This is a genomic window from Nitrospira moscoviensis (genome assembly GCF_001273775.1).
Lineage (GTDB): Bacteria > Nitrospirota > Nitrospiria > Nitrospirales > Nitrospiraceae > Nitrospira_D > Nitrospira_D moscoviensis.
Window position 1 is genome coordinate 802,892 of the sequence record NZ_CP011801.1, and the last position, 22,030, is coordinate 824,921.

20 protein-coding genes and 1 other annotated feature are annotated in these 22,030 nt (G+C 62.4%); of the genes, 19 read left to right on the top strand and 1 reads right to left on the bottom strand.

Going from position 1 to position 22,030, the window contains the following annotated elements; genetic code table 11:
• The first annotated feature begins 1 nt into the window (after position 1).
• The 10 genes from NITMOv2_RS03935 to queA all read left to right on the top strand — a co-directional run bounded on the left by NITMOv2_RS03935 (position 2) and on the right by queA (position 9,696).
• Positions 2 to 652: a phosphatidylserine decarboxylase family protein gene (locus tag NITMOv2_RS03935; RefSeq protein ID WP_053378647.1), complete on the top strand. Its 651-nt coding sequence runs from the start codon at positions 2 to 4 to the stop codon at positions 650 to 652.
• A complete protein-coding gene (pssA, locus tag NITMOv2_RS03940) occupies positions 649 to 1,455 on the top strand; it encodes a CDP-diacylglycerol--serine O-phosphatidyltransferase (RefSeq protein WP_053378648.1) in 807 nt (268 codons plus the stop codon). The genes NITMOv2_RS03935 and pssA overlap by 4 nt, the downstream gene beginning before the upstream one ends.
• Positions 1,455 to 1,690: a binding site (T-box leader), on the top strand. Its footprint overlaps the gene before it by 1 nt.
• 172 nt (positions 1,691 to 1,862) lie before the next feature.
• On the top strand, positions 1,863 to 3,407 hold the full coding sequence (locus NITMOv2_RS03945) for a 2-isopropylmalate synthase (protein ID WP_053378649.1): 1,545 nt from the start codon (positions 1,863 to 1,865) through the stop codon (positions 3,405 to 3,407).
• Positions 3,408 to 3,453: 46 nt separating this feature from the next.
• Positions 3,454 to 3,816 (top strand): cupin domain-containing protein, encoded by a 363-nt coding sequence (locus tag NITMOv2_RS03950; protein ID WP_053378650.1) that lies wholly within the window; start codon positions 3,454 to 3,456, stop codon positions 3,814 to 3,816.
• Between the two features lie 21 nt (positions 3,817 to 3,837).
• Complete coding sequence (gene leuB, locus NITMOv2_RS03955; RefSeq protein ID WP_053378651.1) at positions 3,838 to 4,911, top strand: 3-isopropylmalate dehydrogenase; 1,074 nt, start codon at positions 3,838 to 3,840, stop codon at positions 4,909 to 4,911.
• Positions 4,912 to 4,928: 17 nt separating this feature from the next.
• On the top strand, positions 4,929 to 6,131 hold the full coding sequence (locus NITMOv2_RS23765; protein WP_187299356.1) for an NHL domain-containing protein: 1,203 nt from the start codon (positions 4,929 to 4,931) through the stop codon (positions 6,129 to 6,131).
• An 11-nt stretch (positions 6,132 to 6,142) separates the two neighbouring features.
• Entirely contained in the window at positions 6,143 to 7,168 is a 1,026-nt protein-coding gene (locus NITMOv2_RS03965; RefSeq protein WP_053378653.1) for an aspartate-semialdehyde dehydrogenase, read from the top strand.
• A gap of 37 nt (positions 7,169 to 7,205) precedes the next feature.
• A complete protein-coding gene (locus NITMOv2_RS03970) occupies positions 7,206 to 7,460 on the top strand; it encodes a DUF2905 domain-containing protein (protein WP_053378654.1) in 255 nt (84 codons plus the stop codon).
• The gene (locus tag NITMOv2_RS03975; RefSeq protein ID WP_053378655.1) at positions 7,457 to 8,677 is read left to right on the top strand and encodes a SpoIID/LytB domain-containing protein; all 1,221 of its coding nucleotides are present in this window, start codon (positions 7,457 to 7,459) and stop codon (positions 8,675 to 8,677) included. Before NITMOv2_RS03970 ends, NITMOv2_RS03975 begins: the two co-directional genes overlap by 4 nt.
• Positions 8,677 to 9,696, top strand: a complete 1,020-nt coding sequence (queA, locus tag NITMOv2_RS03980; protein WP_053378656.1) for a tRNA preQ1(34) S-adenosylmethionine ribosyltransferase-isomerase QueA — start codon at positions 8,677 to 8,679, stop codon at positions 9,694 to 9,696. Before NITMOv2_RS03975 ends, queA begins: the two co-directional genes overlap by 1 nt.
• 3 nt (positions 9,697 to 9,699) lie before the next feature.
• Here queA and NITMOv2_RS03985 read toward each other — a convergent pair whose 3' ends face one another.
• Positions 9,700 to 10,398, bottom strand: a complete 699-nt coding sequence (locus NITMOv2_RS03985; protein ID WP_053378657.1) for a SurA N-terminal domain-containing protein — start codon at positions 10,396 to 10,398, stop codon at positions 9,700 to 9,702.
• Positions 10,399 to 10,641: 243 nt separating this feature from the next.
• On the opposite strand from NITMOv2_RS03985, the gene NITMOv2_RS03990 reads away from it, so the two are divergent.
• From NITMOv2_RS03990 to topA, 9 genes are all read left to right on the top strand, one after another.
• Positions 10,642 to 11,100 carry an RDD family protein gene (locus tag NITMOv2_RS03990; protein WP_083447728.1) on the top strand — a complete coding sequence of 153 codons (459 nt, stop codon included), beginning with the start codon at positions 10,642 to 10,644 and terminating at the stop codon, positions 11,098 to 11,100.
• A 58-nt stretch (positions 11,101 to 11,158) separates the two neighbouring features.
• Positions 11,159 to 12,208: a rod shape-determining protein gene (locus NITMOv2_RS03995; RefSeq protein WP_053378659.1), complete on the top strand. Its 1,050-nt coding sequence runs from the start codon at positions 11,159 to 11,161 to the stop codon at positions 12,206 to 12,208.
• A 12-nt stretch (positions 12,209 to 12,220) separates the two neighbouring features.
• The gene (gene mreC, locus NITMOv2_RS04000; protein WP_053378660.1) at positions 12,221 to 13,099 is read left to right on the top strand and encodes a rod shape-determining protein MreC; all 879 of its coding nucleotides are present in this window, start codon (positions 12,221 to 12,223) and stop codon (positions 13,097 to 13,099) included.
• Positions 13,096 to 13,596, top strand: coding sequence for a hypothetical protein (locus tag NITMOv2_RS04005; RefSeq protein ID WP_053378661.1), 501 nt, complete (start codon positions 13,096 to 13,098; stop codon positions 13,594 to 13,596). The genes mreC and NITMOv2_RS04005 overlap by 4 nt, the downstream gene beginning before the upstream one ends.
• A gap of 10 nt (positions 13,597 to 13,606) precedes the next feature.
• On the top strand, positions 13,607 to 15,475 hold the full coding sequence (gene mrdA / locus NITMOv2_RS04010) for a penicillin-binding protein 2 (protein WP_053378662.1): 1,869 nt from the start codon (positions 13,607 to 13,609) through the stop codon (positions 15,473 to 15,475).
• Positions 15,472 to 16,593 (top strand): rod shape-determining protein RodA, encoded by a 1,122-nt coding sequence (rodA, locus tag NITMOv2_RS04015; RefSeq protein WP_053378663.1) that lies wholly within the window; start codon positions 15,472 to 15,474, stop codon positions 16,591 to 16,593. Before mrdA ends, rodA begins: the two co-directional genes overlap by 4 nt.
• Before the next feature lie 151 nt (positions 16,594 to 16,744).
• Entirely contained in the window at positions 16,745 to 18,253 is a 1,509-nt protein-coding gene (locus tag NITMOv2_RS04020; RefSeq protein WP_053378664.1) for an Rne/Rng family ribonuclease, read from the top strand.
• 60 nt (positions 18,254 to 18,313) lie between these two features.
• Entirely contained in the window at positions 18,314 to 19,432 is a 1,119-nt protein-coding gene (gene dprA / locus NITMOv2_RS04025; protein ID WP_053378665.1) for a DNA-processing protein DprA, read from the top strand.
• Positions 19,433 to 19,515: 83 nt separating this feature from the next.
• Complete coding sequence (gene topA / locus NITMOv2_RS04030) at positions 19,516 to 21,858, top strand: type I DNA topoisomerase (RefSeq protein ID WP_053378666.1); 2,343 nt, start codon at positions 19,516 to 19,518, stop codon at positions 21,856 to 21,858.
• Positions 21,859 to 22,030: the final 172 nt, after the last annotated feature.

Here is a 22,030-nt window from a genome sequence, read left to right on the forward strand (position 1 = left end):
AGTGGCGGATCGTGCCGTCGGCGTCCCCTTTGCCAAAGAAGGATTTCCCTTCATCGGTATCGCTGCCGGCGTTACACTGTCGGCAGCGTGGGTCGGGTGGACGGCGCTCGCGGCGGGCGCGGCGCTGCTCACGCTGTTCGTCGCCTGGTTCTTCCGCAATCCGGCCCGTACCGTTCCTCAGGAACCGAACCTGGTCGTGGCCCCCGGTGACGGCAAAGTTATCGCGATCGAAGAAGAGTTCGAGCCTCGGTTCTTGAAAGATCGCAGCATCCGGCTCACGATTTTTCTGAACGTGTTCGACGTGCACATCAATCGGGTTCCCTGCGAGGGGACCGTTCAGGACGTCCAGTATCAACCGGGGTTGTTCTTGGTGGCGAGCCGGCCGGATGCGACCATCAAGAACGAACAGAACGCGTTGATGCTCACCACGCCGGCGGGCGTGAACGTGTTGTGCGTACAGGTGGCGGGTTTGATCGCGCGGCGCATCGTCTGCTGGGTGAAGGCCGGCGATCGGGTGCAGCGGGGCGAACGCTACGGGTTGATCCGGTTCGGTTCGCGGATGGATACGTTTCTTCCGATAGGGACGGCCCTCAGAGTGGCGGTGGGGGATCGAGTCAAGGGGGGCGAAACCATTCTCGGAGAGTTACGATGAAAACGACCGCCTTTCGTCAGTCGTTCGGGAAAGACAGCAAGCGGCGGAAAGCCGCCATGCACTTGATTCCCAATCTGTTCACCACCGGCAACTTGTTCTGCGGCGTCTTTGCGATCCTGTCGGTGTTCAACGCCAATTACATGGCGGCGGCCATCGCGATCCTCGTCGCCATGGTTTTTGACGTGCTGGACGGCAAGTCGGCCCGCTTGACCAACAGCACGAGCCACTTCGGGCTGGAATACGACTCGCTCTCCGATGTCGTGTCGTTCGGCGTGGCGCCGGGGCTCTTGATCTATTCCTGGGCATTGAGCGGCCAAGGGACGTTCGGTGTGGCGGTGATGTTCGCCTACGTCGCCATGGGCGCCGTGCGGCTGGCCCGCTTCAATTCGATGGCGGCTTCATCGGACAGCAAGTACTTCACCGGGTTGGCTATTCCGGCCGCCGCCGGCGTGGTGGCCTCGCTGGTGGTGTTCGACCACCACATCGTCCGGATGGGGGCGGAAGTGAAGCCCATGCTGGTGTTGATCATCACGCTGTCCTTGTCTTTCCTCATGGTCAGCACGATCAAGTACCGGAGCTTCAAGGACCTCAAATTCAAGGGGCGGCAGCAGATCACCTATCTGGTGTGGGGCATCCTGGCGCTGATGCTGGTGGCGGCCTGGCCCCAAGTTATGTTATTCGTAGTCTTCGCCAGCTATGCGCTGCTGGGTCCGGTAGAGCGCGTGTTCTGGTTGACGGTGCGGGCATTCGGCAAGAAGGGCGTGGGAAAAGCCGAGCCGCCGCCGGTGGAATCGAAGGTGTAACAACGGCTGTGACGAGGAGTAGTAGGCGGACGATATAGTCAGAGAGAGCTGGTGGGTGGTGCGAACCAGCCTATATCCCGCTGAACTCGCCTCCGAGCCGAATCCCTGAACGACGAGTAGGGGATTCCGTCTCGCCCCCGTGATCGGGCCAATGAAGGGTGATGAACGGTTCACGGCCGTTCTTCACTGAACCAGGGTGGTACCACGGAGCTTTACAAAAGCCTCCGTCCCTGAACGATGGGACGGAGGCTTTTGTTTTTTTACAGGCTGCTGAAAACGGCCGTCAGCTTCGTTCTCGGCGTGAAGCCATCCTCAACGTACCCGGAGGGTACGCCTGCGGTGGCTTCGGCGCCTGCGGCCTTGCTGAGCGACCGTTTTGAGCAGCCTTGAACCAGCAGAGGTGAAAGATGACGCGGATGATCAGAATCTTTGATACGACCTTACGCGACGGCGAGCAGTCGCCCGGCGCCAGCATGAATGTGGAAGAAAAGGTCATGGTCGCCAAGCAGCTGGCCCGGCTGGGAGTGGATATCATCGAAGCGGGGTTCGCCTACAGTTCACCCGGCGATTTCGAAGCCGTGCGGCGGATTGCCCAGGAAGTCGAAGGGCCCACCATCTGCAGCCTGGCGCGTGCGCGTCCGGAGGATATCGATCGCGCGTGGGAAGCTTTGAAAGGCGCGCCGAAGGTCCGCATCCATACGTTCCTCTCGACCTCCGACATCCATTTGAAGCATCAGTTCCGCATGACGCGCGAGGAAGCAAAAAGGCGGGCGGTGGAGATGGTACAGCGGGCGCGGAGCTATGTCGACGACGTGGAATTCTCGCCGATGGATGCAAGCCGGTCCGACCCGGCCTATCTCTACGAGGTCATCGAAGCGGTGATTGCAGCCGGCGCCGGGACGGTGAACATCCCGGACACGGTCGGCTATGCGGTGCCGCAGGAATTCGGCGCGTTGATCAAAGGCATCTGCGACAAGGTCCCCAACGCCAAGCAGGCGGTGATTTCCGTCCATTGTCACAATGACTTGGGCGTGGCCGTGGCGAACAGTCTGGCGGCGGTGATGAACGGGGCCGGCCAGGTGGAATGCACCATCAACGGCATCGGCGAGCGGGCCGGCAATACGTCGCTCGAAGAAATCGTCATGGGGCTTCGTACGAGAAAAGATTTCTACCAGGCCGATACGCAAGTCCGGACCGAAGAAATCGCCAAGACGAGCCGCCTCGTGAGCAAGATCACCGGCATGGTCGTGCAGCCCAACAAGGCGATCGTGGGCGCCAATGCGTTCGCCCACACCTCTGGCATCCATCAGGACGGTCTTCTGAAAGACAAGACGACGTACGAGATCATGCGGCCGGAATCGATCGGCCTGGTCGAGAGCAAGATGGTCATGGGGAAGCTCTCCGGCCGGCATGCGTTCCGGCAGCGGTTGGAAGAGCTGGGTTATCAATTGACGGACGAGGAATTGAACCATGCCTTTGAACGGTTCAAGAAGCTCGCCGACCAGAAGAAAGAGATTTACGAAGAGGACCTCGAAGTCATCGTGTCCGAGGAACTCGCCAAGATGTCGGAACGGATCCTACTGAAGTCGTTCCACGTCGAAAGCGGAACGGACCGCGTGCCGACCGCGACGGTCGAGTTGGAAATCGACGGGCAGGCCGTGAAACAGTCGGGGTCCGGCGACGGGCCGGTGGACGCGATCTATCGGACGATCGCGGCCATGACCAAGACCAAGAGCAAACTGCTGATGTTCGGCGTCAATGCGATCACCGGCGGCACCGATGCCCAGGGCGAAGTCTCCGTTCGTCTCGAGGAAGACGGGCGAACGGTCTCGGGTCACGGCGCCGACACGGACATCATCACGGCGGCGGCCCGAGCCTACCTCAACGCCCTGAATCGTCTGGCGTACATGGCTTCCAAACAGGCCGAGTCGCAGAAGGTTCGCTTGATTTGACCGTTCCTGCCGCGCTAGAGTGACGGGCTTTGGCTGGCGCGTCGGTATGCTCACACGAACCCTGTCGGATTGTGAGGAGTTTGTGGCGGGGGACCATACGGTCCTCCGGGAGCTGCTCCATCCCGACAAGCAGGCGGCCAAGGTCGGCTATAGCCTCGCCCATGGGAAACTCGCCGCCGGCCGCCGGTCCAAGTGGCACGTCCTCAAGTCCTCCGAGGTGTATTACTTCATCGCAGGAGAGGGGACGTTCGCCATCGATGGCGAACGTTGTTCGGTTACAGCCGGCTCGATGGTCTACGTGCCGCCCGGGGCGAAACAGTCATTGGAGAATACGGGAACTGGCGACGTGGAGTTTCTCTGCCTGGTCGATCCGGCCTGGCGAATGGAAGATGAATCGATATTGGAGTAGGGACGGAAAGCGAGGGGTGACGTGAACGCGAAGATTGCGGTGTTGGCCGGAGACGGCGTCGGACGGGAAATCGTCCCGGAAGCGGTGAAGATCCTCAAAGCCGTGGCGCAGAAATATCACCATACGTTTGAATTTGTGCCGGGAGATATCGGCGGGCAGGCCATCGACAAAGTAGGCGTCCCCCTTCCGCAGGAAACGCTTGCCCTGGCGAAACAGAGCGATGCGGTGCTGCTCGGCGCGGTCGGCGGGCCGAAATGGGAAGGGTTGGAGTACAGCTTGCGGCCGGAGCGGGCGCTGCTCGGCATCCGGGAAGCGTTGGGGCTCTATGCCAACCTCCGCCCCGCCAAGGTGTACGCCAATCTGGTGGACGCGTCGACACTGAAGCGCGAGGTCGTCGAAGGCATCGACGTGCTCGTGGTCCGGGAACTGACCGGCGGCATTTATTTCGGCAAACCGAAAGGCATCGAGAAGCTGCCGAACGGCGAAGAGCGCGGCGTGAACACGGAGGTCTATACCACGGATGAAGTGCGGCGTATCGCCAAGGTGGCGTTCGAGGCGGCCCGCAAGCGGCGTAAGAAGGTCACGTCGGTGGATAAGGCCAATGTGCTTGAATCTTCGGAACTGTGGCGGAAGGTGGTCATCGACGCGCACAAGTCCTATCCGGATGTCGAGCTGAGCCATATCTATGTCGACAACGCGGCGATGCAGCTGGTCCGGAACCCCCGGCAATTCGATGTCCTGCTCTGCAACAATATGTTCGGGGATATTTTGAGCGACGAGGCGGCGATGCTGACCGGGTCGATCGGTATGTTGCCGTCCGCGAGTATCGGAGCCAAGGTGGGCCTGTTCGAGCCCATCCATGGCAGCGCGCCGGACATCGCCGGCAAGAACATCGCGAATCCCATCGCCACGATCGCCTCAGCCGCCATGATGCTCTCCTATGCCTTCCAACTGGACAAAGAAGCGGAAGCGATCGAGCAGGCTATCGTGAAGACCTTAGACCTCGGCTATCGCACCAAGGATATTCAAAGCCCGGGGGCCCGGATTGTCGGCACCACGGAAATGGGCGACGCGATTCTACGCAACCTCAATTGATCGATGGCGTGACGACCATGACGATCGCACTGCGATCCTGGACCATCCACACGCTCGCCGGTACCGGTGAGCCGGGGTACGCCGGCGACGGCGGACCGGCCGAGCGGGCTGCGCTCAATGAGCCCAAAGGCCTCGCCGTCGACCGGCACGGCCACATGTATATCGCCGATTCCGAGAACCACGTCATCCGCAAGATCGACCGAAACACCGGCATCATGACGACGACGGCAGGGTCGGGGAACAGCCAGTCGCAGCAGAGATCCCAAGACACAAAGGCCTCTCCGGCGGAATCCGACGAGGACCCCTTTGCCGAGCCGACACAAGCGGCCGCGCAGAAGTATACGCAGCAGGCGGATTTAAGCGGAACGGTCCGGTATCTCATCAACGGCGCGGCCGTTCCGAAGCGCTTCGGCGGCGACGGCGGACCGGCTTGTGCGGCACAGTTGAATTTTCCCACAGCAGTCGCGGTCGATGAGCACGGTACCCTGTACATTGCCGATACGATGAACCATCGTGTCCGGCGCGTGGATGCGGCCACAGGAATCATCACGACTGTAGCAGGCACGGGACAGGCGCGCTTTTTGGGCGACGGAGGTCCCGCCGACCAGGCCGGGCTCAACGAGCCGGCTGCCCTGGCGTTGGACGGTCAGGGCCGGCTCTTTATCGCCGATCAGAGCAACAATCGAGTCCGGGTAGTCGATTTCGCGTCGGGGCTGATCGGCACCTTTGCCGGGACCGGCTCCGCCGTCTACGATGGCGATGGAGTTCCGGCAATCAGCGCCAGCCTCGCCGGGCCGAGCGGGCTCGCGCTGCATCAAGGGATGCTCTACATCGCGGATACCTTCAACGGCAGAGTCAGGGCCGTCGATCTTTCCACCGGACTCATCGCGACGGCAGTGGGCGACGGGGGCGAGTATCGTTTTCAGTCTGCGGCTGAACCTCCGTCAACCAGTCTTTCCCGGCCGTCGGGCATTTGCGTGGATGCACACGGCCGCTTGTTTCTGACGGATTCCGACAGCCATCTGATCCGCTGGTGGGATCCCGACAAGAAGCTGGTCTTTCGGCTGGCCGGGTCCGGTACCGCCTCCTATGGAGGAGACGGCGGATCGGCGCTGGAGGCCGGCCTGAGGTATCCCTTCGGGATTGCTGTCGATCGGGAAGGGGCATTGCTGGTCGCGGACACGTTTAACCATCGCATCCGCCGACTGTCGCTGGAGTAGGAACGATCTCCATGATCAAGAAGAAGCCGGCCTATACGGTCGCCATCCTCGGCGCGACCGGCGCCGTGGGAAAAGAAACGTTGGAAATTTTGGAGGAGCGGAACTTTCCGCTCAGCGGACTGCGCCTCTTTGCCTCCAAGCGGTCGGCCGGCGAAGTGCTGTCCTGTCAGGACAAGGAATGGAAGGTCGAAGAACTGACGTCCGCGTCGTCGTTTGCCGGCGTCGATATCGCCTTGATCTCCGCGACGGACGACATCAGCCGCGAGTACGGCCGGCGGCTGGGCTCGTCCGGCGTCGTGGTCATCGACGACAGCGGCGTGTTTCGCATGGAGCCCGACGTGCCGTTGGTCGTGCCGGAAGTGAATGCCGGGGCGCTGGCTTCCATGCCGCGCGGGATCGTGGCTATCCCGAATTGCACGACCACGCCGCTCGTGATGGCGCTGAAGCCCCTGCAGGATGCGGTGGGCGTGAAGCGCGTCGTCGTCACCACCTTTCAATCGGTTTCCGGAACGGGGGCGGCCGCGATGGATGAGTTGATGACGCAGACGAAAGACCTGCTTGCGTTCCGCGATGCGAAGGTCGAGGCTTATCCCTATCAAATCGCGTTCAATCTGCTGCCTCATATCGGGTCGTTCAACGAGGGCGGCGACTGTTCCGAGGAAGTGAAGATTGCCCGAGAGACGAGGAAGATTCTCGGCGCTCCGTCGCTGCGTTTGACGGCGACGACCGTGCGGGTGCCGGTGTTGCGCTGCCATTCCGAAGCGGTCAATGTGGAACTGGAGCGGCCGCTGAAGGCGAACGAGGCGCGTGCGGCCTTGGCCGGCATGCCGGGCGTGATCGTGTACGACGATCCGGCGAAAAAGCTCTATCCCATGCCGTTGGACGCGACCGGAAAGGATGAGGTTTATGTCGGCCGGATCCGAGAAGACGAATCGGTCCCCAACGGGCTCAACCTGTGGGTCGTCTCCGACAACCTGCGCAAGGGCGCCGCGTTGAATGCGGTGCAGATCGCCGAATGCCTCATTGCGGCGCAATGACGGCCGGGAGCCGCTGAGTGACCGGTAGGAATCCGCCATGCCCGAATGGACTTCTTTTGGAAAGGTCTTGGTCGGGATCGGGGCCGCCATCGTGGTGCTCGGCCTTCTGTTCATGGGGGCGGATCGCTTCCCCGGCATCGGCGGCCTGTTCGGGTGGATCGGGAAACTTCCCGGTGACATCTCCTATAAGCGCGACAATTTCAGCGTTTACTTTCCCATCGCGACCAGTCTGGTCCTCAGTATCCTCCTCAGTCTGCTATTCTTTCTCCTAGGATGGCTCTTCCGCCGATGACGATCCGAGCATTCTTCCGCGGCATCCTCGCCGCGGCTGTCGGATTGCTGTGCAGTCTTCCGGACTTTTCCGACGCCGCTCAGTCCATCCGAGTCCTGCTGGCCTCGGATGTTCAACGGTTGGACATCCGCGCCGACAAGACCATCTGGGTGACGGACGCCGAGGACCGCGGGCACTTCTTCCGGTCGTCGCTGCGCGTCGAAGTGCGCGGCCCGGCCTTGCTGCTGAACGGCACGCGCGTGATAGGCGATCAGATCACGTTACGGGCGGGCGACCGGGATTTGAAGCTATTGTTGCCGCGGGCGAACGGCAACGGCAACGGAGCGGCGGCGCAGCTGAATGACGAGAAGTCCGCCTTGCAAGTGAGCGGGCTGATCCAGTTGCTTCGGCGCGGAAAAGGGCTGATGGTCGTCAATCAGGTCGACCTGGAAGAATATGTGAAGGGCGTCGTGCCGGCCGAAGTCAATTCCGCCTGGCACCCTGAGATGCTCAAAGTCCAAGCCGTCGCGGCTAGAACGTACGCGCTGTACCAGCACATGCTGAGCGCGGGGCGGGACTATGACGTCGCGGCCAGCATTCAAGACCAGGTCTACCGAGGGAGGCAAGGGATTGATGCCCGCGTGATCGAAGCCGTGGAATCGACCAGAGGATTGGTCGTCACGCACCAAGGCGCGCCGATCTACGCGGCCTTTTCCTCGACTGCGGCGGGGATCACCGAGGATGCGGTGGTCGTCTGGGCGAAGGATCTGCCGTACTTGAAAGGTGTCGAGTGCCCGTTCGACATCGAATCGCCCTATTACCAGTGGAAAGCGTCCTTCAAACTGGAGACGTTGGAGAAAAATCTCCGGCTGCTCGGCTTTCAGGTCGGCACAATCGCGACGATCACGCCGCTCACTTTTAGCCGCGCCGGGCGGGTCGCCACCCTACGGATTCTCCATTCCAAGGGCGAATTGATCTTGCGGGGCGAAGAGCTCCGCAAGGCCGTCGGCTATACCGTCGTCCCGAGCACCCAGTTTACGATCGAATCGGTGGGCGCCGAGGTGGTGCTCGCCGGCTACGGAGCGGGCCATGCGGTCGGGTTGTGTCAGTGGGGCGCGAAAGAGTTGGCCGAGCTGGGGTATTCGTTTTCCGCCATCCTGCGTTATTACTACCCTGGGACGGACCTGCAGAACGCGTCGTTGACGAAGGCACCTCCGGTTCCTATTTCCGGCTCCTGATGCAGCTCTCCGACTTCGACTTCCCCTTCGATCCCAACTTAGTGGCCGCGCAGCCGGTGGAACCCCGGGACCGGGCTCGTTTGCTCGTGCTCGAGCGGTCCACCGGCGCGCTGATGCATCGCCATGTCGCCGATCTCCCCGCGCTGCTCCACCCAGGCGACTTGCTGGTCCTCAACGACACCAAGGTCGTGCCGGCACGCATCACCGGCATCACACACCCAACCGGCAAGCCGGTAGAGATCTTGTTCGTCAAGGATCTCGGCGGAGACTGCTGGGAGGTGATGGCCAAAGGGAACCTACGGGTTGGGCAGATCCTCGACTTCGGCCCCGGCGCGCGAGCGACGATTGTGCAGCGCGATGCGGCCGGGACTCGGGTGAAAGTCCAGAGCCGGATCCCCGTGAGAGACATCCTCTATGCGCAGGGTTCCATGCCGCTGCCTCCGTACATCAAACGCCCCGCCACGGACGAGGATCGGCGTTGGTATCAAACCGTCTTCGCGAAGCATGAGGGCGCGATTGCCGCGCCGACCGCCGGGCTGCACTTTACACCCGAGGTGCTGGCAGAGTTGGAGCGATGGGGCATCGGTCGCACGATGGTCACGCTGCACGTCGGGCCGGGTACCTTCAAACCCGTGACGACCGAACGGATCGAGGACCATCGGATGGGCGCGGAAGCCTTCGAAATCGGCGAAGAGACGGCGAGAGCCGTCGAGCGGACGAAACACGCGGGCCGGCGGGTCGTGGCGGTCGGCACGACCGTCGTGCGGGCACTCGAAACGGCGGCTGCGGCGCAGGGTCGCGTCGTGCCGATGGCCGGTGACAGCACGCTCTTTATCACGCCCGGTTTCCGGTTTCAGGCCATCGACGCGCTGATGACGAACTTCCACCTGCCGAAGACGACGCTGCTGATGCTCGTCTCCGCCCTCGCCGGTCTGGATCTGGTGCGCAAGGCCTATGAGGAAGCGGTGCGCGAACGCTACCGCTTTTATAGCTACGGCGACGCGATGCTGATTCTGTGAACGTTACAACAGCTCGCGGTGGATCTTGATGGGCACCCTCGCTTTGAGGGATTCCTGGTAGGCCATCAAGGCGCGCTGTTGTTTCTGGAAGAGCATGTCTTGCAGGACGCGGTCCTTCGCGCTCGCCGCTTTGGCGGGATCGCCGTCCTGAGGCCTGGCCATCAAGGCTTGGCCCTCGGCGATCTCCGACGGGGTGAGGGCGACGGAATCGCGGACGACCATGCGCGCCTTGTTGCCCAGGATTTCCTTCGCCTGCGCCGCTTCAAAAATCGCGGGCGTCAGATGGTTGGCGGCGAGGAGGCGCTGATACAGGTCGGTGTCGAACGCACCGTTTTTTTGGAACTCCGGGATCTGCACGATCATCTCGCGCAGGTCGGCGTCGGACACCGTGATGCCCATATCCTTCGCGGCGATCAACCAGAGCCGGTTGTCGACCAACTGCTCGATGACGTATTGCTTGATCGTTTCGTCTTTGAACTCTCCGGGCACCTTTTCCTTGTAGAATCGGTACATGTTTTCATAGGCGCGCCGGAACTCGTCTCGGGACACGGTCAGCTCGCCGACGCTCGCGACCGCGTTGCCGGCCTGCTCGCCGAATCCCCACCAGCCCATCGTGATGACGAAGGCGACGGCCAGGATGCCCATGATCGATTTGAGCAGCCAGGGATGGTTGTGTGACGCATTCCGCATGGTCTTGATCATATGAGTCTCTCCCGCCTCAGTGTGGTGAGATTGTACTTTCCGTAAGTTCCGAAGGCAAGATCATGCATACGCGCCGATGACCGTGCCGGCGATCAGGATGGACTAGGAGTGAGGGCTCGGGAGGAGACGGATCGGACGTTGCGCCGCCATCGTTCCACGGAGGGGCGAGAAAAAAGAATGGTCTTTGTTTGTGCAAGATGTTTGGTTTTGTTATACTTTGGCCCGAAATTATAAGGAGTTGGCTTGACAGGAGAAGGGCCAGCCTCGCATGTGCTCGAGAGGACGGTGTATCCGAAGGCCCATGTCCTGAATCGGTTCATTGCGAAGCTCATCGATCTTTTTATAGTCGTCGCCGCGGGCGAAATTGCACCTCCGGTTGGATTTCTTTCCGGTTTGGCCTACATCTTGATAGCAGACGGATTCGCAGGCGGGCGAAGTGTTGGAAAGCGACTGGTCGGTCTCCAGACCCTGCGGGTCGATGGGCGGGAGGCGGCCGGATTTCGCGAATCCATCATTCGCAACCTTCCGTTAGGAGCCGCGCAGATTGCCTACGCGGTGCCGTATGTCGGTTGGCTGGTATCGATCGCCATCCTGGCGTTTGAAAGTTTGTTGATTGTGGGGAACGAGCAGGGGCGGCGGCTGGGCGACGAAGTCGCCAGGACGCAGGTCTTGGACGCGGGCCAACTCGCCGTTTCCGATTGAGAAGTGAAGCGTACGGGCCCGTCGCCGAGCGCCGGGCCAAGATGAAGGGAGAGATGCCGTGGGGTTCGCGGGAGATGTGTTCGGGTGGTTCTCCAATGACCTGGCGATCGATTTAGGCACGGCCACGACCCTAGTCTATGTCCATGGAAAAGGGATCGTCCTGAACGAGCCGTCCGTCGTCGCGGTCGAAAAGAAGAGCGAAAAGGTGCTGGCGGTCGGCGCCGACGCCAAAAAGATGCTGGGCCGCACGCCCGGCAACATCGTCGCCGTCCGGCCGATGAAGGAAGGCGTGATCGCCGACTTCGAGATGGCCGAGCAGATGCTCAAGCATTTCATCCGCAAGGCGCACAACCGCAGCGCCTTCGTCCGCCCCCGCATCATCATCGGCGTACCCTCGCGCATCACCCAGGTGGAGCAGCGGGCGGTGCGGGATTCGGCCGAATTGGCCGGCGCGCGCGAAGTCTATCTGATCGAAGAACCCGTGGCGGCGGCCATCGGGGCCGGCCTGCCCATCACCGAACCGTCCGGCAACATGGTGGTCGACGTCGGCGGCGGCACCACCGACATCGCGGTGATCTCGCTGGGCGGCATCGTCTACAGCGAGTCCGTGAAGGTGGCGGGCGACCGGATGGACGAAGCCATCATGAACTACATCAAGAAGAAATATAATCTGCTCATCGGCGAGCACATGGCGGAGCGGATCAAGTTCGAAATCGGCTCGGCCTATCCGTTCGAAGAGCGGAAGACGATGATGATCAAGGGGCGCGATCTGATTTCCGGCATCCCGCGCACCCTGGTGGTGGACGACGCGGAAATCCGCGAGGCGTTGCAGGAGCCGATCGGCACGATCGTGAATGCCATCAAAGTCGCCTTGGAAAACACCCCGCCCGAGCTGGCGGGGGATATTATCGACCGCGGGATCGTGTTGACCGGCGGAGGCTCTCTCCTGAAAGGGATGGACACGCGATTCCGGGAAGAAACGAACCTGCCGATCATCACCGTGGACGATCCGCTCACGTCCGTCGTGCTGGGCGTGGGCAAGATTTTGGACGAGTTGGATCTGCTGCGGAAGGTCTCGGTCATGTCCCAGGCCAACAGCCTCCGGTAAGGGTCCATCCCGATGTGGATGGTGAATTTGCGCGCCCCCTACAATGCGAGGCGACTGGCCCTCGTCATCGCCGTCGTCCTGGTGCTCGGCTTCTTCCTGCTGCCCAACCAGACTCAAAGCCTGTTTCAGCAGCTCGGTGGGCCGATCGGATGGATCGTGAGCTGGCCGCTGCGCGCGCTCAGCGGTGTGCACGACGGGATCGGCGACCTGTGGGACCATTATGTCGCCCTGCAGGGCGTCGAGGAAGAGAACCGGCAGCTGCGCAAGGAGGTGGAGTATCTGCAGGAACAGAACAGTCAACTCCGGGAAGCCGCCGCGGCGACCGAGCGGTTGACGGCGCTGCTGGAATTCAAGGCGCAGGCGCTGCCCACCATGATCGCGGCGCAGGTCATCGGGCGGGACACCGGCAACTGGTACCGCACGCTCATTCTGAACAAAGGCCGGGCGGACGGCATCGAACCCGACATGGGGGTCATCACCTCGGCCGGCGTGGTGGGGCGCATCGTCAAGACGACGGCCGCCACCTCCGTGGTGCTGCTGGTGACCGATCCCAATAACGCGATCGCCGGATTGATCCAACGCACGCGGGATGAAGGCATTGTCGAAGGGACCACGCAGGGCATGGCCCGGTTGAAATACATTCCCTTGTTGTCGAGCGTGCGGGCCGGCGATCGTGTCGTTACCTCCGGCCTCGTGGGCGGCTTCCCCCGCGGCCTGGCGATCGGGACGATCACCACCATCGACAAGGAAGAAGGCGCGTTGTTTCAATCCGCCGAGCTGACGCCCGAAGTGGACGCCAACCGCGTGGAAGAAGTGTTGGTGATCCAATCGCCCTATGTGCCGACCGAAGGGGAGCGGTTGGGACCGCCGGCGGCCAAACCGAAGTCATGAAAGTCCTCTGGTACACCCTGCTGATCATCCTCTTGGTGCCGGTTCAAGCGATCCTGTTGCCCCATGTCAGCGTGTGGAACGTCAAGCCGGATCTCGGCTTGATCGCCGTCTGCCTGATCGGCTTCCTTGCCGGAGAGCTGGACGGTCTTCTCGTCGGCCTGGCCTTGGGATGGATCATGAGCCTGTTTTCCGCCGAAGATCTGGGGTATAGCATGGTGACCAAGGGGGGGATCGGCCTGCTGGCGGGCGTGGCCGGCCGTCAAGTGGCGCATGTGACGCCCGCCGTGCTCGTGGTCGCACTGCTGATTGCCTCCGGCGCAGCGGGATTGGCGATGGCGACGGCTCTGCGCCCGAACGATCAATTGGGTGTGTGGTGGGCGCTGCGGACCGTGGTGCTGCCGCAGGCGTGTTACGATGCGGCGGTGGGAGGCGCGCTCTATTGGCTGGCATGGAGCCGGCTGACCATCGACCGACTGACGCTGGACCAGCGGATCTGAGCGAGGGGCTATGGCGGCGGGACTCTATCCGGAAGCGGAGCTCGGCGAATTGCAACGGCGGCTCGCGATCCTCCGCGTGGGGCTGTTGCTCGTCGTCGCGCTGCTGGGCCTTCGCCTGTGGCACCTGCAGATCCGTGAAGGACCCTATTACCGCGACCTCTCGGAGAACAATCGGACCAGACTGGTCTTGCTGGAACCGGCCCGCGGCCTGATCTATGACCGGCACGGCGTCCTGCTGGCGAACAACGTGCCGAGCTTCAGTTTGTACGTCACGTTGGAAGACGTGAAGGATCGCGAGGCGTTGATCCAGCAGCTGACCGACTTGCTGGGATTGGATCCGGCGCTGATCCGGAAAAAGCTCGGCGGCAAAGGCAGCAAGCTGCTGCCGCGCAAGATCAAGGACCGGCTCACGTTGCGCGACGCCACGGTGATCGAATCGCATCGGCTGGATTTGCCGGGCGTCATGATTCAGGTCGAGTCGCAGCGCAATTACCCCGGCGGCGTGACGGCGGCGCATCTTCTCGGCTATGTGGGGGAAATTTCGGCCGAGCAGTTGGAAAAGCCGGAGTTCGCCGACCTGCACCAGGGCAGCATCGTCGGGCAATACGGAGTCGAAAAGTCGTTCGACCGGCACGTTCGCGGCCAGGCCGGCCAGAAGAGCGTCGAGGTCGATGCGCTCGGTCATGAGAAGAAAGCGGCGGTGGTGGAAAAGCCGCAGGCGGGGAACGATCTGTACCTCACGATCGACGTGCGGCTCCAGAAAGTTGCGGAGGACTTGCTCGGCGACGAGTCGGGCGCCATCGTGGCCCTGGATCCGACGAACGGCGATATCCTCGCGATGGCCAGCCGTCCCGCCTTCGATCCGAACGTCCTGTCGCGGGAGCTGACGGCGAAGCAGTGGGTGGAAATCGTCCAGGACGAAGGCCGGCCGCTGAATAACCGGGCGTCACAGGGGCAGTATCCGCCGGGCTCGACGTTCAAAGTGCCGATGGCGGTGGCGGCTCTGGAAAGCAAGACCATGTCGCCCTCGAGCACCGTGCACTGTAACGGCGGCTACCAATTCGGCAAACGCCTCTATCACGACTGGAAAGCCGGCGGGCATGGTTCGGTGGATCTCCATACGGCGCTGGTGCACTCGTGCGACGTGTACTTTTACACCGTCGGGCAGCGGATGGGGATCGACGTGATGGCCGAATTCGGCAAGGAATTCGGGCTCGGCCAGGTGACCGGCATCGAGCTGCCGTCGGAGCGACAAGGCATCATGCCGTCCTCCGCTTGGAAGCAAAAAGCCAGGAACGAGCCGTGGTTGCCCGGTGAAACGATCTCGGCGGCGATCGGGCAGGGCTACGTCACGGTGACGCCGCTGCAAATGGCGAGTATGATCGGCACCGTAGCCAACGACGGGGTCAATTATCGGCCGCGCCTCGTGCAGGCGATCATGGACCGGACGACCGGAAATCTTCAAGAATTGCCGGCGGTGCCGCGCGGGAAAGTCAGCGCCAAACCCGAGACGTTCCGGCTGATCAAGGAAGCCTTGGCGGACGTCGTCAAGGTCGGGACGGCCACGAGGGCGAAATCCTCCCTGGTCACGATCGCCGGGAAAACCGGCACGGCCCAGACGGCGGCGCTGCGGACCGGTCCGGAGAAGGACATCCCGAAGAAGTTTCGCGATCATGCCTGGTTTGTGGCGTTTGCGCCGGTTGACACGCCGAAGATCGCCGTGGCCGTACTGGCCGAGCACATGGGGCATGGCGGCTCCGCGGCGGCGCCGCTGGCGAAAGAAGTGATCGAAACCTATATCAGGCTTGCGCCGCAAGTCCCGATGGTGATTTCGGATTCGTCGTCCGCCGCGCCGCCGCGCCCTTCGGGACAGTCATGATCGACCGGCTCATCGACAATCGCGGGCTCGACAACTTCGATGTGCGCTATCTGGCGCTGATCGTTGCGATCCTTGGCATCGGGGTCCTGTCGATCCACAGCGTCACCCACGCGCAGCAAGGCGGGGTGGCGCCGTACTATCTCAAGCAGTTGGTCTGGATCGGGTTCGGTGCGCTGGCGTTCGTTGTCATGCTGGTGTCCGACTACCATCGCATCGCCCGGCTCGCCTATCCGGCCTACGCGATCGTGTTGCTCATGCTGGCGTATGTCCTCGTGGAGGGTCGGACGAGCAAGGGGGCGCAGCGGTGGATCGCCTTGGGGCCGTTCAGCTTCCAGCCGTCCGAGTTTGCGAAGCTGGTGCTGATCCTCGTGCTGGCGCACTATTATTCGAAGGCGCCGCGGATCGGCTGGCTGCAGCGCGTGATCTTGCCGGGACTCCTGATGCTGCCGGGCCTGGTTCTGATTCTCAAACAGCCGGACCTCGGAAGCGCTTTGAGCTTCATGGCCGTCTACGCCGCTATGTTATTAATGGTAGGGGTTCGGTCCCAGGCTCTCGGGGTCATCCTGTTGTTTTCGGTCATGCTGTTCCCCTTCGCCTGGGAGGGGCTCTGGGGGTCCTTGCATGATTATCAGCGACAGCGCATTATGGCGTTCGTCGATCCGGAGTATGATCCGGGGGGAAAGGGCTATCACGCGTTGCAGTCCCGCATCGCGATCGGCTCGGGGGAGCTGATGGGCAAGGGCTTGTACGGCGGGACGCAAAGCCAGCTGAAGTTTTTGCCAGAAGGGCATACGGATTTCGTCTTCGCGGTGTTCGCGGAAGAATGGGGCTTCCTCGGCGTGCTGCTGCTGCTGGTCCTGTTTGTGGCGCTCATCTGGCTCTCGCTGGAGATCGCCGCGAAGGCGAAGGATCAATTGGGCGCTCTGCTGGCCGCGGGGATCGTCGCCATGCTCTGCTTCTGCGTCGTCGTCAACATCGGCATGACGGCCGGGATGTTCCCGATCGTCGGGATTCCGCTGCCGCTGATGAGCTACGGCGGGAGCGCGACCGTGATGACGATGGCGTCGCTGGGTTTGCTGTTGAATGTCAAACGCCGTCGGTTGAGTTTGTTTTATTGAGTGCAATCCGCGCAGGCCGGAGGCGTGCGCGAAGAAGAATCGTGAGCGGCCGGAGGAGCCGGCCGGTGAGCGGATGGTCGGACCTGGGCGGTTACGCCTGCGTCCAGCGCTCACCGCGCCGCCTCGGCGCTCGAAGACAGAAGGAGTGAATATGGGAGTTGAGATTGCGATTACAGTCTCGCGGGAGGAAACCCGCGTGGCGGTGTTGGATAACGGCGTGGTCACCGACCTGTTCGGGGACCGGGCCAAACACAAGGACTTCGTCGGCAACATCTATAAGGGCAAGGTGGCGAAGGTGCTGCCGGGCATGCAGGCGGCATTCGTCGACATCGGCCTGGAGAAGGCGGCCTTCATGCACGTGTCGGACCTTTCGGTGGATGCCGAGCCGGGCGACATGCTGGTCGATGCCGAGGAAGACGAGAAGGATTCGGATGTGCTCCGCCCGAAACGGCAGAGCGCCAAGCCGATCGAACAGCTCCTCACCGAAGGGCAGGAGCTGATGGTGCAGATTTCCAAAGGCCCCATCGGCACGAAAGGGCCGCGAGTGACGACCTATGTGTCGCTGCCCGGCCGCTATCTCGTCTTCATGCCGAACGTCGAGCATATCGGCGTGTCGCGACGGATCGCGCGCGATGAGGAGCGGGCCCGGCTCAAAGACATCATGCGCCGCGTGCGGCGCCCGGGCTGCGGGTACATCGTGCGGACGGTCAGCGAGGGCGTGAAGGAGGACGAGCTGAAGTCCGACGTGGACTTCCTGCACGTCCTCTGGCAGGACATTCTGAACAATCGGGACACGTTGCCGCCGCCGGCGCTGCTGCACAGCGATCTGAGTCTGAGCTTCCGCGTCGTGCGCGATTTGTTCGGCAAGAAGGTGGATCGGTTGTGGATCGATTCGCGCGAAGAGTACGAAGCGATCCGTGACTTCGTGCAGCGGTTCTCTCCCGAGCAGACGTCCCGCATTCATTTCTACGACAAGGACGAGCCCTTGTTCGACTACATGGGCGTGGAGCAGGAAATCACCCGCGCCATGAGCCGGAAGGTGTGGCTCAAGTCCGGCGGCTACCTGGTGATCGACCATACGGAAGCCATGACGGTGATCGACGTCAACACCGGACGGTTCGTCGGCAAGCGCGACCAGGAGGAGACCATTCTCCGGAACAACCTGGAAGCCGCCAAGGAGGTCGCCTATCAGATCAAGCTCCGCGGGATCGGCGGCATCATCATCGTGGACTTCATCGACATGGAGCGGGAGAAAAATCGCGACAAGGTCTATCACGCTCTGGTCGACGCGATGGCGTCCGACAAGGCGCGGACCCGCATCTCCCGCATCTCCGATCTCGGGCTGATCGAAATCTCCCGCGAGCGGGTGCGCGAAGATCTGCTGCGCTCGCTTTCGGAGCCCTGCCGGTACTGCGAGGGGCGCGGCTATACGAAGTCTCCGACGACGGTGGCGTATGAAATTTTCCGGGAGATTCGACGCATCGGGCAGTCGGTGGATCACCAGCGGATCGTCATCGGCGCGCATCCCACCGTGGCCGAGCTCCTGCAGGACGAAGAGCGCCAGGGCGTCGAAACGCTGGAGCGGGAATGCTCGGCGAAAATCATCGTGACCCCCGACGACAAGCTGCACTTGGAGCAATACGATCTCGTCACGTTCTAAGTCCGTCGGCATCTCATGCGGGTGACCCGCCCTCGATCTCTGTGTGTGTGATCGGCGTCTATGGATCCCGTTCAACTGGTGTCGTGGCTGTCGCTGCAGGCGATCGAAGGGATCGGCGACCGAACGCTCGTCAGGCTGGTGCAGGCGTTCGGCGATCCGCAGGCGGTGTCGGCGGCGCCGGCCGGAGAGCTCCTGCGAGCGGGCTGCAGCGCCGAGCTGGCCGAACGCATCAGGCGCGGGCCGGATGCCACGGTCCGTCAGCAGATCGATCGGCAAGTCAGGGCGGTCGAACGGTCGAAGATCGACGTTCTGACGATCTTCGATCCCCGGTATCCCGGACGTTTGCGGGCGATTCCCGATCCGCCGCCGCTCCTGTACGTGTCCGGTTCGTTGGAAAAGCAGGACGACGCGGCGGTGGCGATCGTCGGAGGACGGCGGGCCACGCACACCGGACGCCTCGTCACCGAAGACATCGCCCGGGACCTCGCCGCAGCGGGCGTGACGATCGTCAGCGGGCTTGCCCGGGGCATCGATGCCGCCGCGCACCGGGGGGCGCTCGCCGGCAAGGGGCGGACCATCGCCGTGCTGGGCTGCGGCATCGACCGGACCTATCCGCCCGAACATCACGCGCTCCGTCGCAGCATCGAAGCGCACGGAGCGGTGCTGTCCGAATTGCCGATCGGCGCTTCGCCGCAGAGCCATCACTTTCCGCGGCGCAATCGGATCATCAGCGGGCTGGCGTTGGGCGTGCTGGTGGGCGAGGCGGCGGTGGACAGCGGATCGCTCATCACCGCCAAGTTGGCGCTCGATCAGGGGCGGGAGGTGTTCGCCGTGCCCGGTTCGGTGAAAGAAGCGGCCTGCCGAGGATCGAACGGTCTGATCAAGGAGGGCGCGAAGCTCGTCGAGCGCGCGCAGGACATTCTGGACGAAATCCTGCCGCAGCTCGACGCGCGCATGCGGGCGGCTCTGTCGACCGGTGTGGCGCCCGTCGTGAACGCGCCGCCGTCGGGAAAAGAGGCCACGCTCGTCTATGAGTTGCTGTCCTCCGACGCGCAGTCGGTGGACGCCGTGATCGCACGCACCGGATTGAGCGCGGCGCAAGTCGCCGCCGTCCTGCTCTCATTGGAGTTGAGCGGCCACGTTCGGCAGCTGCCCGGGCAGCACTACATCCGCGCGTAAGTGGGTCGAGTCCAGCATTCTAGTTGCAGGATTGTCGGATATTTGGTACGGATGATACAGTTTGTCACCGAGATGGAGTCGACATGGCGAAATCGCTGATCATCGTTGAGTCGCCGACCAAGGCGAAGACGATCACCAAATATCTGGGACGCGGCTACACGGTCATGGCGTCGGTCGGGCACGTGAAGGATCTGCCGACGAGCAAGCTCGGCGTCGATCTGGAGAACGACTTCGAGCCGCAGTACGTCACGATCAAGGGGAAATCCAAAGTTCTGGCGGAGATCAAGAAGAAAGCCGAGGACGCCGACAAAGTGTTCCTCGCGCCGGACCCCGACCGCGAAGGCGAGGCGATTGCCTGGCACATCGCGCAGGAGCTGAACGGGAAGGCGAAGAAACGGAAGAAGGACGGCAAGGTCTTCCGGGTGCTGTTCAACGAGATCACGGAATCGGCGATCAAGCGCGCGCTGCAATCTCCGGGCGAAATCGACATGAAGCTGGTCAACGCGCAGCAGGCGCGCCGGGTGCTGGACCGCATCGTCGGCTATCAAGGCAGCCAGCTGCTCTGGAACAAGGTCCGGCGCGGTTTGAGCATGGGGCGGGTCCAATCGGTGGCTGTGCGCTTGATCTGCGAGCGGGAAGCGGAGCGCGAGGCGTTCCGGCCGGAAGAATATTGGTCGATCACGGCGCTGCTGGCGGGCGCGAATCCGCCGTCGTTCGACGCCAAGCTGCACAGCATCAACGGGGAAGAGGCCTCCATCGAGAACGGCGAGCAGGCGGCCCGCATCGTCCAGGCGGTCGACGGAAAGACCTTCGTGGTCGAATCGATCGAGCGCCGGGAAAAGAAGCGGAATCCGGTCGCGCCGTTCATCACCAGCCGGCTCCAGCAGGAGGCGGCGCGCAAGCTGCATTTTTCGCCGAAGAAGACGATGACGCTGGCGCAGCAACTCTACGAAGGCGTCGAAATCGGGACGGAAGGTCCGACCGGTCTTATCACCTACATGCGAACCGACTCCCCCCGCATCTCGAACGAAGCGATGGCGGAAGCCAGGGACGTGATTCAAGCCCGGTTCGGCGCGGACTATCTCCCGGCCACGCCGAACGTCTACAAGACCTCCAAGGCCGCGCAAGAAGCGCACGAAGCCGTCCGCCCGACCTCGGCCGCGCGGGACCCTGAATCCATCCGGCAGTACTTGGAGCCGGACCAATACAATTTGTACAAGCTGATCTGGAACCGCTTCATCGCCTCGCAGATGGTGCCCGCCATTCTGGACGTGACCCGGATCGACTCCACGCCGGTCGGCACCAAAGACAAGTACATCTTCCGGTCCACCGGCACGGTCGTGAAGTTCCCCGGCCATACCGCGGTCTATATGGAAGGCGTCGACAAGGAAGCGCCGACCCACAAGCCGAAGGCCGACCAGGAGGCCGAGGACGACAACGAGCGCCAGTTGCCGACCTTGTCGGAAGGCGAGCACCTCCGCCTGGTGGCGCAAGAAGGACAGACCGTTCCCGGGCTGACATCCAAACAGCACTTCACCCAGCCTCCGCCGCGCTATAACGAAGCGCTGTTGATCAAGGAACTGGAGGAGAAGGGGATCGGGCGTCCGTCCACCTATGCGGCGATCATTTCGACCATCCAGGACCGGAAGTACGTCGAAAAAATCGAAGGACGCTTGGTCCCGACGGAAACCGGGAAGACGGTCAACGACTTCCTGCTGAAGGGCTTTCCAGAATTGATCAATGTCGATTTCACGTCGCATCTTGAAGAGCAGCTCGATGAAGTCGAGGAAGGCACGAAGCCGTGGGTGGATGCGGTGCGGGATTTCTACAATCCCTTCACGCGGGAGATGGAGCGGGCCAAGACCATTCCGGGCCCGAAAGACACGGTCGAACCGCCGACCGACATTCCATGCGAAAAATGCGGCCGGATGATGGAGATCAAGTGGGGCCGGAACGGCAAATTCCTGGCCTGTCCCGGCTACAAAGCCGATCCTCCCTGCAAGAACACGCAGAACTTCGAAAAACTGCCGGACGGCACCATCAAGATCGTGCCCAAGCAGGAACTGACGACCGACCAAAAATGCGAGAAGTGCGGCAGTCCGATGGTGGTGAAGTCCGGACGCTTTGGAAAGTTCATCGCCTGCTCCGCCTATCCGGAGTGCAAGACCACCAAACCGCTCGCCCTCGGCGTGAAGTGTCCGCAGCCCGGCTGCGGCGGCGATTTGGTCCAGAAGCGCACCAGAAAAGGCCGCTCGTTCTACGCCTGCAGCCGGTACCCGCAATGCGAATTCGCCTTGTGGGATCGTCCCGTCGCCAAGAGCTGCCCGACCTGCCAGGCGCCGTTCCTCATCGAGAAGGTCAGCAAACAGGCCGGCCGCAGCGTGCAGTGTCGCAATGAAGACTGCGGCTATCGCGAAGCCGGCTGAGCGGGCTTGCCGCGCCACGCACCTCTCCATCTCATCCTCATCGATCTCCTCTCCTTTTTAGACGGCACGTCGCGTGCGTCCACGGAGCCGCCAGTTGAAATTGAGATTTCATGTCGTCGAAATTGAGAAGCCTAATCAAAAATACGTAAATTCAATGTTGACGGCATCGCAC